At 62.7% G+C, this 9,386-nt stretch carries 9 protein-coding genes; all 9 read right to left on the reverse strand.

Features of this window, described 5'->3' with window-relative positions; all coding sequences use genetic code 11:
- Window positions 1-9 precede the first annotated feature (9 nt).
- The gene (locus GEV05_18295) at window positions 10-1,266 is read right to left on the reverse strand and encodes a hypothetical protein (GenBank protein ID MPZ45303.1); all 1,257 of its coding nucleotides are present in this window, start codon (window positions 1,264-1,266) and stop codon (window positions 10-12) included.
- Window positions 1,267-1,270: 4 nt separating this feature from the next.
- Window positions 1,271-2,368 (reverse strand): hypothetical protein, encoded by a 1,098-nt coding sequence (locus GEV05_18300; protein MPZ45304.1) that lies wholly within the window; start codon window positions 2,366-2,368, stop codon window positions 1,271-1,273.
- Window positions 2,369-2,666: 298 nt separating this feature from the next.
- Window positions 2,667-3,644 (reverse strand): tripartite tricarboxylate transporter substrate binding protein, encoded by a 978-nt coding sequence (locus GEV05_18305; GenBank protein ID MPZ45305.1) that lies wholly within the window; start codon window positions 3,642-3,644, stop codon window positions 2,667-2,669.
- 368 nt (window positions 3,645-4,012) lie between these two features.
- Entirely contained in the window at window positions 4,013-4,522 is a 510-nt protein-coding gene (locus GEV05_18310) for a peptidylprolyl isomerase (GenBank protein MPZ45306.1), read from the reverse strand.
- A 20-nt stretch (window positions 4,523-4,542) separates the two neighbouring features.
- Window positions 4,543-4,893, reverse strand: a complete 351-nt coding sequence (locus GEV05_18315; GenBank protein ID MPZ45307.1) for a hypothetical protein — start codon at window positions 4,891-4,893, stop codon at window positions 4,543-4,545.
- 111 nt (window positions 4,894-5,004) lie between these two features.
- Window positions 5,005-6,873, reverse strand: a complete 1,869-nt coding sequence (locus GEV05_18320) for an adenylyl-sulfate reductase subunit alpha (protein ID MPZ45308.1) — start codon at window positions 6,871-6,873, stop codon at window positions 5,005-5,007.
- Window positions 6,873-7,352 (reverse strand): adenylyl-sulfate reductase subunit beta, encoded by a 480-nt coding sequence (gene aprB, locus GEV05_18325; protein ID MPZ45309.1) that lies wholly within the window; start codon window positions 7,350-7,352, stop codon window positions 6,873-6,875. Before aprB ends, GEV05_18320 begins: the two co-directional genes overlap by 1 nt.
- 48 nt (window positions 7,353-7,400) lie before the next feature.
- Window positions 7,401-8,186, reverse strand: coding sequence for an adenylyl-sulfate reductase (locus tag GEV05_18330; protein MPZ45310.1), 786 nt, complete (start codon window positions 8,184-8,186; stop codon window positions 7,401-7,403).
- Between the two features lie 548 nt (window positions 8,187-8,734).
- On the reverse strand, window positions 8,735-9,386 hold a 652-nt coding region (locus GEV05_18335; GenBank protein ID MPZ45311.1), incomplete at its 5' end, for an alpha/beta hydrolase fold domain-containing protein.

Below are 9,386 nucleotides of genomic sequence, written 5' to 3' on the forward strand. Positions count from 1 at the left end.
GCTTGTGGGCTATTGAATAAACAGCAAGTCATGCCAGGAACCAGGCGCTCGCGATAACGGTGCTGCGCCGCACGCCGGGATGACGGTCAGGTGCACGCTCCAACGAACCAGTCCGCGATCTCTGCGCCGGTCATGAAGACGGCGTCCTTGCGGCTGCGCAGGCGACCGAGGAATTCCTCGAGGAAGCCGATGCGATGAGGGCTCGACGATGGGGCGCGAGAGGTAGCGCGATACGTAGAGAGCGACCAGAAGGACCGTCGCGAGGGATGCGAGCAGCACGATCGTGAAGAACTTGATCGCGGCGTTGAAATCCCGCGTGAGCAGGGCCGAGGGGATGCTGACCGCGAGCCGGATGAATCTCTTGCCCGGCTCGACCGCGACGTCCTGATACGCGAGCAGACCCTCTTTCATGGCGACGATGCGCACCGTGCCCTGGATGTCGGGCGCGAGGCCGGCGGTGGGATCGAACGAGCTGGAGCCGTTGTCCTGCCTCTGCAGGATCCGGCCCGCGGCATCGAACACCCACACGGGGTTCTCACCGAAGAACTTGACGTCCCGCAGGTGAGCGAAGAAATCCGAGAGCTGCTGGCGCACGAACAGCGCGCCACCGAATGCACCCGCCTCGAGGTCGAGCTTGGCAATGCCGGCAACCGCCGTGAGCTCACCGTTCTCGTCCAGGAACGGACCCTCCAATTTCATCTCCCGCGGAGGAATGACGTAGTCCATGTTGCCGGATGACAGCACCAGCGGCTTGGACGCGAGGTTGCCGAACATTGTCGCGGCGACGCGCTCGGAGATGGGTAGCCGCGCGAGGGCACCGGGCTCGCTCTCCTTCAGATTCAGGCTCACGGGCGCGCGCACCCGCCCTCGCACGCTGATCGCGACTTCGCCGCCGGCTTCCGCGAACAGGGCGCTATGCATGCTCGGCAAGTTCCGCATGGTGCGCACGAAGAGCTGCTCGACCTTCTGAGCGACGATCGGCTTCTCGTGCGCCGGCGCCATCAGGTAGTCCTCCAGGGCGGAGGAGTCGGCGAGAGCGCTGATGGTATTGCGCAGCGAGTCGCCGTACTGCTTCTGGAAATTGTCGGCGATCGCGGCAACCTGCTGGGCCACGCTCTCACGCGTGTGCTTGGCGATCGTCTCCTTGCTGAAGAGATAGGCGACGATGATCAGTATCGCGCTGGTCGCTATGTTGACCGACATGAAGACCAGCAGGATGCGCAGGAAAAGATGGAGACTCCTCCTCGCGCGCGCATTCGCGCGCACGCGCTCATCGCTTCAATGCGGCAGCCGTGCTGACCAGTTCCTCGATCTGGTGCCGGTGCTTCTCGAGCGGCAGACCGAGCATCTGCGCGCGCAGCGTGTTGACCATGAACGGGCCGCGCGACGGGGTGCGCGCGCGCATGCGGCCGGGGTCGAGGCCCCGCTCGAGGATTTCGTAGGCCATCTCGAACGCGAGGTGGCTCTGGTTGTAGCCCGAGTCGTTGGCCGTGAGCAGCATGCCTTCCAACACGAACTGATCTTCGGGCGAGGCCTCCGGCTTCTTGATGTTCTCGAGGTACCAGCGGCCCACGGTCAGCATGTCGACGTGGCGCCCGGCGGCATCCGTCATGGTGTCGTGATTGAGGACGAAGAAAGCGTCGACCTTGCCGGCGATGGCGAGCGCCCGGGCCTTGAACTCCTCGAACGAATTGGTCGCGACGACATCCACCAGCTTGAGCGGCAGCTCCCCTTGGTTCGCCAGCGACTGCAGTCGCTTGACGTTCGGTCGCGAAGTCTCGGAATCGCAGCCAAGGATCGCGAAAGATTTTGCGGTCGGTACCAGCTTGTGCAGCAGCTCCAGGCTTTCCTTGTGGTAGCCCTGCTGCCAGACGCCCGTCACGTTATGGCCGGGCCGGTCGATGCTGTCGACGAGCCCGTACTTGAGGGGGAGGCCGTTGATGCCCCAGAACACCACCGGCGTCGGGGTGTCCAGAAGGCGGTTGCCGATGTAGTTGGCCGCGTTGTCGTCGCCCAGCATCACCAGGTCGGGCTTGAAATCGCGCAGGGACTGCAAGATGCGCTGCGTGGCCGCCGCGATATCGGCGCGGCTGTTGCGCCGCTTGGTGTCCATCCACTCCTTCTTCAGTACCGCCTTCGTGCTCTCGACGAAGTCCTCGCGGGTGAAGCGGTCTGCCTGCTCCTGCGTATCGAGGTAGCGGTACTTGAGCAGCGAGGCGGTCAGTCCGTGCTGGGTCGACTGCGACCACAAATATTCCTTGTGGTAGCTGCTGACCACGAGGATGCGCTTCTTGGCGTCGGCCGCCGCTGCCGACCAGGGCGATGCGAGCGCAAGCGTCAGCGAAGCGAACAGCAGCAGGATCTTCATGGGGTTGCTCCATCGTTCCGGTCGAAGTCAAGCCGCGCACCGCGTCTGTCCTCGATCCTTCCGCCGGGCGCCATACAAGGCCGTGTTCGCGTCGCGCTCCATGGCGAAGCCGGCCGAGTGCGTGCGCGGCAGCGTTCGGCACGTTGGAATAGCGACAGTACCGTGGCAGGTCTTTAAAGCAGATACACCGCGAGTCGGTAGAGGCCTTTCTCGCCGGCCTCCTGGAGCGGATCGGGCTTACAGCGGACGGCTGCCAGTGCGTGATCCACTCGCGAGAAAGTGCGGGGTCAACCCGGGGTCAACCCCGCACTTTTGCCTGACAAGGCCGCACACCTTTCCGAAATCCACTCGCTGCCGCTCTTGGCCCGAACCTCGGTCCACCACTGGACCGAGGGTCCAGGCGTCCCCCTGCCGGGACGCCTGGAAAGCACGAACTTCTTCCCAGCGCCGGGACGAGGTTCAACGCCGACAGAACCTCGGGATGCACGGCATCGGCGCCGGGATACGCACCTCGCGTGGAAGCTGGGATCCAGCTCCAGGAAAGCTCCACGTTCGTCCCCTGCTCGATCAGCGTCGGCGCGTCGGGAAAGATCGGCGAGCGCGCCTTGGTCGGGACTCCGAGCAGCCGCACCTTGCCCGACTTCATGTGAGGAATCGCGGCGCCTAGATCCACCGTAAAATCCACCTGCCCACCGAGGAGATCCACGAGCACAGCCTGCGAGCCCTTGTACGGCACGTGCACCGCCTTGAACTTCGCCTCGGCCATGAGCATCTCGATCGCGACGTGCTGGAGCGTGCCAGTGCCTGCGGAACCGAAATTGAGCTTCCCCGGATTCGCGCGGGCATAGGCGAGGAACTCGGCGAGATTGCGCGAAGGAATGCCCGGACGCGCGATCAGGAACAGCGCCGCGCCCGCCGTCGGTGCGATCGGCAGGAGATCCTTCGCCACATCGACGTTCATCTTGTAGAGGTGCGGATTGATGACGATCGGGCCGTCGGAGGAATGGAGCAGTGTGTATCCGTCGGGCGCCGCTCTCGCGACCACCTCGAGCCCGATGTTGCCGCCCGCTCCGACGCGGTTGTCGACGACCACCTGCTGGCCGAGCGCTTCGAGGAGGCCCTGCGCGGCCGAACGGGCGATGACGTCGGTGCTGCCGCCGGCGGCGAAATTCACCACCATGCGTATGGGCCTCGAAGGCCAAGCCTGCGCGAACGCTTGAATCGCCACACCCAACCCGATCAGCACGCCGAAGAGAAAACGCATCGAACGATTCATGGGTTGTAGTCCTCCTGGCTCACGCGGCCCCAACTACATCGACATCGAGAGCCTGCCGGCGATGCCGTGTCGGGCTCGAACCGAGAGCGGAACACATGCGCATAGTGATCACGCGCTCGCGCGGCGTCTACGGTTGTTTCGGTGTCTTGTATTCGGCTTCCTTCTGGAACGGCTCCCAGACGGTTTCGTAACCCACGAACCCATCCTCGTTAGGGGCCATCTGGCGCGTGGTCACAAACCGCGCATGGCCCTCCGGAACCTTGGTCGGAACCTTCTTTTCATCGCTCATGAGTCATCTCTCTTGCCGCGTATTCGGAATTGCAGTCTCAAAGACGGGAATGGAGTCCGATGGCATCCGCCACCACTGCTCAGACCGGCCGCATCAGCGACGGGGGGACATCGGCACCCGCCACGATTGTCTGACCGGCCCGCGTTTCCTCGTCCGTCGCGTCGCGCACGCTCAGAACTTCGAGCGTAAAGACGACGTCCCGGCCGCACAGCGGATTGTTGCCGTCGACGGTCAATGTCTTTTCGTCCATCCGCGTCACCAGGAAGCTTCGGGTCTGGCCCCTGTCGTTCTCCATGAGAATGGATGTGCCGATTTGCCGATACGCCTCGGGCACATTCTCGATGTGATCGGTGAACACCAGCGACTCATCCCGGGGGCCGAAGATCCGGTTGCCGTCGATCGGCACCTCGATGACGTCGCCGGCGGACTTGCCTTCCAGCGCCATGTGGACGGACGGGGCGAGTATTTCGTCGTGCCCATGGACATAGCCCAGCGGGAATTCCACCCGAGTAAGGACGTGCCCGGACTTCCTGTCGGTCACCTTGTAGGTCAGCTCGACGAACTTGCCTTCCCGGATGCCTTCACTCATGGCACGTCTCAACGAACCGCTCAGAAAATCGAGGCAGCGAAAATCCTGACCTCTCCGTTCTCGTAGCCGAGAACCAGCCGACCCAGCCACTCGCCCTGCTTCCTGGTACTGCGCTGACGGTACAGAACCGTGACGTGCTCGCCCCGGCGGATGATGCCCAGACGGTCGAAATCGTCGGACAGGCTTCTGGCGAGCTCGCTGTTCGCGAACTGATGGTTCACCACGACCTGGTTCATGGCCAGCGCCAGGGACTTGGCGAAACTCCTGACGAATTCCTCGTACTTGCCTTCGTTGGAATGCTTGAGGAGATCGCGCCACAACGGATCGGCCGCGGCCCATATTTCATCGTCGGTCTTGTCGATGATGTTCACACGAGTCTCCACGTGCCCGGAGGACACCGGTTCTGCGGCGCTCGAGACACCCGCCATGTCAGCACTCATCCCGCAGGCGAAAGACCATCGCGCGCCACTCCGATCCGGAGCTCACTCGCCGTCCGAAACCAGGTGATAGCACGGCGCCTTCTCCATCGTGTACCCGCCGGTCTCCGGATCGCGGCGCGAAACCGTCAGCACGTGCCAGTTCGCGTCGTCCACTTTCATCGCATCACCCCGGTAGTAGTAGCCCGGCCAGCGGGTCTCCTTGCGATACAACGTGTGCTGCGTCACGCACTCGGCCGCCCGGTGACGGTGCTTCAACTCCCACGCCCGCAGCAACTCGTGGATGTCCTGGGCGGCCAGGTTCTCGAGATCTTCTTCCATGATCCTGAGCTTCTTGAGGCAGATGTTCAGGAGCTTCTCGTTGGTCATGTAACCGACGGTATAGCCGCCGCAATACTCGTCCATGAGCTTCTGCAGGCGATCCAGTCCCTGTTGCGGATTGATGAAGTGCGGGTTGACGCTGCCCGCCACGACCGCATTGCGGTAGATCCTGTAATGCTCCAGCGGCTTGTAGATCTCTTTCCCGCGGCGCTCGATCTGCGCAGCGGATACGACGATGCCTTCGGCCTTGCCGTCGTCGATGTACTTGCACGCCGCCTTCGCCGCAAGACGGCCTTCCGTGAACGAGCCGGATGAGAAGGCGTGCGGCGTACCGCCGACGGCATCGCCGGCACCGAACAGACCCTCGACCGTCGTCATGCGGTTGTAGCCCCAGAAATAGTCGGACGGGGAGACATCCTCGGGACCCGAGCACCAGGCGCCCGAGCAGGTCGCGTGCGAGCCCATGACGTAAGGCTCGGACGTGGTGAGCTCCGGATTTTCGTTCTTGGGATCCACGTCGGTGGCGGCCCACAGGACAGCCTGCCCTACCGTCATGCCGAGGAAGTTTTCCCAACCCACCTCTTCCAGGTGAGGATCCTGAAAGGCCTGCATGGTCACCATGTGAATGGGGCCGCGGCCCGCTTTCACTTCGCTGATCAATGCGTGGTTACGCAAGCAGGTCGGGATCGGCCGATGGGTCAGGTGCGAGGCCTCCGGATCCAGATACTCCTTGCCGACCATCTTCTGCAGCTCCGGGAACCACTTCGACTCGTACTCCTCGCCCAGACCGTTTTGCGTGTAAGTCTTCAGATGCAGGAAGTAGGCGCCGACCGGCCCATAACCGTCCTTGAAGCGCGCCAGCACGATCCGGTTTTCCATCTGCGTCATCTTCGCGCCGGCGTCGATCATGAGTCCGTAAGCGGACGCGGACGACCAGGGCGCATACCAGGTGCGGCCGGCACCTTCGCCGGTTGAACGGGGTTTGAAGATGTTGGAGGCGCCGCCCGCGCCGCAGATCACGGTCTTCGACTTGAAGACATGGTAGTTGCCGGTGCGGACGTTGAAGCCCACGGCACCGGCCGCCCGGTTTGGTTTGCTTTCGTCCATCAGCAGGTGGGTGACGCAGATGCGGTTGAAGACCTTGTCCGCCGATTTCTTGGCGGCCTCGGCGACGATGGGCTTGTAGGACTCGCCGTGGATCATGATCTGCCACCGGCCTTCACGCAGGTAGTGCCCCGTTTCCGGGTTCTTCATGATCGGCAGGCCCCACTCCTCGAACTGGTGCACCGTGGAGTCGACATGACGGGCCATGTCGAACAGCAGGTCTTCCCGCACCAGCCCCATCAGGTCGATGCGGGCATAGCGAACATGGTCCTCGGGATTGTTTTCGCCCCAGCGGGTGCCCATGTAGCAGTTGATGGCGTACAGGCCCTGGGCGACCGCGCCGGAGCGATCGATATTCGCCTTCTCGGCGATGACGATCTTCTTGTCCTGACCCCAGAACCTGGCTTCCCATGCGGCACCCGTGCCGCCGAGACCTGCACCGACGACCAGAATATCGATGCCGTCCTCGATGATCGTGTCGTAGGCCATCAGTAGTACACGCCTTTCTTCAGCTTGAGGCCGGCGTCCTCGAGCGTACGCAGACCGCCGTCATCCAGGCGAATATATTTCGGCTCGTTGTACAAGAGCTGGCCGTCGCGCATTTCCTTGCTGGGCGCGGGAACATCGGCGAGCTTGGGAATCGCCGTCCCCCAGGGCTTCGTAGTGATGGGAGACAGAAAGTTCTTCTCCGTGCCGTCCCGAAACTTGATCCTCCAGGCGATCGTGCCCTTACGCTCGTCGCGATCGACACGAACGCTGTGACCGAGCGGGGCGAAGTCGGCATATCCGCGCACATCGATCGCATTCTGCGGACAGGCCTTGACGCAGGAGTAGCACTCCCAGCACATGTTCGGCTCGATGTTGTAGGCCCGGCGATAGGTCGGGTCGATGTGCATGATGTCCGACGGACAGATGTCGACGCAGTGTCCGCATCCGTCACACCTTGTCATATAGACGAAGGTAGGCATGAATCGGCTCCTTGATCAGCTCCGGCAGAACTTGCGGGCTGTTGTTGACTAATAGTGACGGGGCGCTTCGCGCTTGATGCCGAGCCCCATGTCCATGGGGGCATCGCGCAGCAGCTCCATGGAATGCCTTTGCTGCTGCTCGGGGTCGTCGCGGGTCAGCGTCGGCAGGTTCTGGACCGTGCCGTTGGCTTCGGACAGCCTTTTCTCGAAGGCCGCGGCCGGCTTGAAGAACATGTGTGCGAACTTGGACCAGGGCACCCCGCCGAACAGCACCACCGTGGCGAGGATGTAGAGCCCGAACACCGCGCTCGCGCCCGCGATGCCGTTCGCCTGCAACCATGCCCAGATCAGCCCCAGCGTGACGCTCGCCAGCAGCGAGAGGATGAACAGATCCGCCTTCATCAGCCGGAACGGCGAGTTGCCCTCCGCCGCCACGTCGACGCGGATGAAAAACCAGAACCAGTAGCCGCTGGTGCAGACCATCAGGCCGCCGAGCCACCACAGCACTGGCAGGATCGGGGGTGTCGGTGTCACCGGGGTCGGATAGCAGAACACCATGATCGCGGTGGTCACGACGTAGAGCACGAAGCCGTACATCGTAAGCAGATGTGCGATGCGGCGCCGCTGGTTGCAGAACTCGCCCGAGGTGAGCACGTCCACGACAGCAGTCTGAACCGCGATCGAGACCATCTCCCCGCCCGAGATTTCCTTGGTGCTGCGAGTCTTCGACCTGCGCCAGTTCTCGAAGAAGTAGCGTGCGCTGCCCTTGTGCAGGATGTCGAACAGGGTCCCGGCTGCGACCAGGACGATCATCAGGATGACGAACGCCTGCATCACGCCAGGCGCAATGGACGGCGAAATGCCGGCGAACGGATTGCTGGTGAACATCGCGGCTCCCCTCGTAAGCTGGCGATTCTAAAAGAGGAACAGGGCAAGCATCAGAAATAAACGTTATGCCCGCATAAGCAAAACCATTCGCGCGCGCCGCCGTTACCGTGCGCGCGGAATCGCAATGACTGGCGGTGTCGATGGGAGGCGATCGCGCTCTTTGCGCTTGGTCTACCTGCTATTCAGAGCGCCACAACCGTAACGAGTAGGGCTGCCGCGCAAGCCCCGATGACAATCCACGGGACAGGACGTTGGGACCGTCCGTGTCTTCGTCGCAATTCCTGCTCGGCGATCGTGCGACGCCATGTACCCGGCTCCCATGTCGCCGCGTAATGGGAAAGCCGTTCGTCGTTCATCCGCCGAAAATCGTCCAAGTGTTTGCCTGACCATCGATGCGATTGGCCCATTGTACCCGCACGCCATTACGCTACTACGTCGAATGGCAGTTCGGTCCGCATAGTGAAATAGCGGCCAGACAATTCCAAGCGTACCTCTCAGCCGCGCTCGATGAAGTCGAGGATCTCGAGCCCCAGAATTTCCTCGTCGGTATGGAAATTCGCCACGAGCGAGATGTGGTTGTGCCTCGTCATACGCGTGAAACGGGGCGCGCGCTTGTGCAATTCGCCAAGGCGGTGCGCCAGCTCCACCCCGTAAACGTCGAGGTAGGGATTGTCGTATTCTGCCGTGACGATAAACACCGGGACGTCGATGTTGGCTGCGTGCGTCACGGGGGACCGTTCTTCGTACAGCGCCGAGTCATCGCCGTAGTAGGCGCGGACACCGGCTGCGTTGGGATTGTCCGGTCGCGCTTCGATTCGCAGCCTGGCACTGAGCAGCACGATCCCGTGGACGCGGTGACCCTCGGCAGGGCGGGCGCGCGGATCGGCAACGTAAGTGGTGACGTGCGTGCCGCCGGCTGAGTGACCCACCAGAAAGATGCGTTCGGGATCGCCACCGTAGTCTCGGACATGTGCACTGACCCATGTGACCGCCGCGCCGATATCCAGGGATCCGTCGGGATAGCGAGCTTCGGGAGCTAGCCGATATCCGACATTGATGCCGAGGAGCCCCTTTCGGGCGAAGTAGCGCGCAACATTGCTGTAGATCTGAGCATTCACGTCGCGCGCGCCGCGGATAAATGCACCA

The sequence above is a fragment of the Betaproteobacteria bacterium genome, assembly GCA_009377585.1.
Taxonomy (GTDB): Bacteria; Pseudomonadota; Gammaproteobacteria; order Burkholderiales; family WYBJ01; genus WYBJ01.